This window comes from Pseudoalteromonas sp. S1727 (assembly GCF_005886375.1).
In the GTDB taxonomy this organism is placed as follows: domain Bacteria; phylum Pseudomonadota; class Gammaproteobacteria; order Enterobacterales; family Alteromonadaceae; genus Pseudoalteromonas; species Pseudoalteromonas haloplanktis.
The window spans coordinates 1-435 of sequence record NZ_PNDT01000256.1 but is presented as its reverse complement, the minus strand read 5'-3'; the positions used below and the strand labels follow the sequence as shown (position 1 = coordinate 435).

The following is a 435-nucleotide window of genomic DNA, read 5'->3' as shown; positions in this document are numbered from 1 at the left end:
CAGCTGATAAGCATCATTTACACTTTGGTAATAACGTAAAGCACGTTGATAATAATGCAATGCCAACTGATTTTGACCCGATTCCGTATAAGCCACCCCCATATTCCCATAGGAAAGCGCAACGCCTTCTTCATCGCCTAACTGCTGGAATACATCCACTACTTCACGGTAAATTTCAAGGGCTGAATCATAGCGAGATAAGCGAATGTAGATACCTGCAATATTATGAAGAATGTCAGCTTTATCTTGCGCACTACCATCCTTTTCATAAAGTGTTTTTGCCTGCTGGTAATAATCTAAGGCCAGCTCCATGTTGTGCATGTTAAAATATGCGAGGCCAATGTTACTCAATAAGTTAGCTTGTTTTATTGGGCTCTTTAAATTTACGGCCAAGTTTAAAGCCCGACTATAGTCAATAACAGCTTGCTGTAGCAA

Annotated in this window: 1 protein-coding gene; it reads right to left on the bottom strand. The window is 40.2% G+C overall.

Annotation, left to right across the window (positions count from 1 at the left end; translation table 11 throughout):
- Positions 1 to 435 (bottom strand): tetratricopeptide repeat protein (locus tag CWB85_RS21920; protein ID WP_138556017.1); only part of this gene is annotated, 435 nt, incomplete at both ends.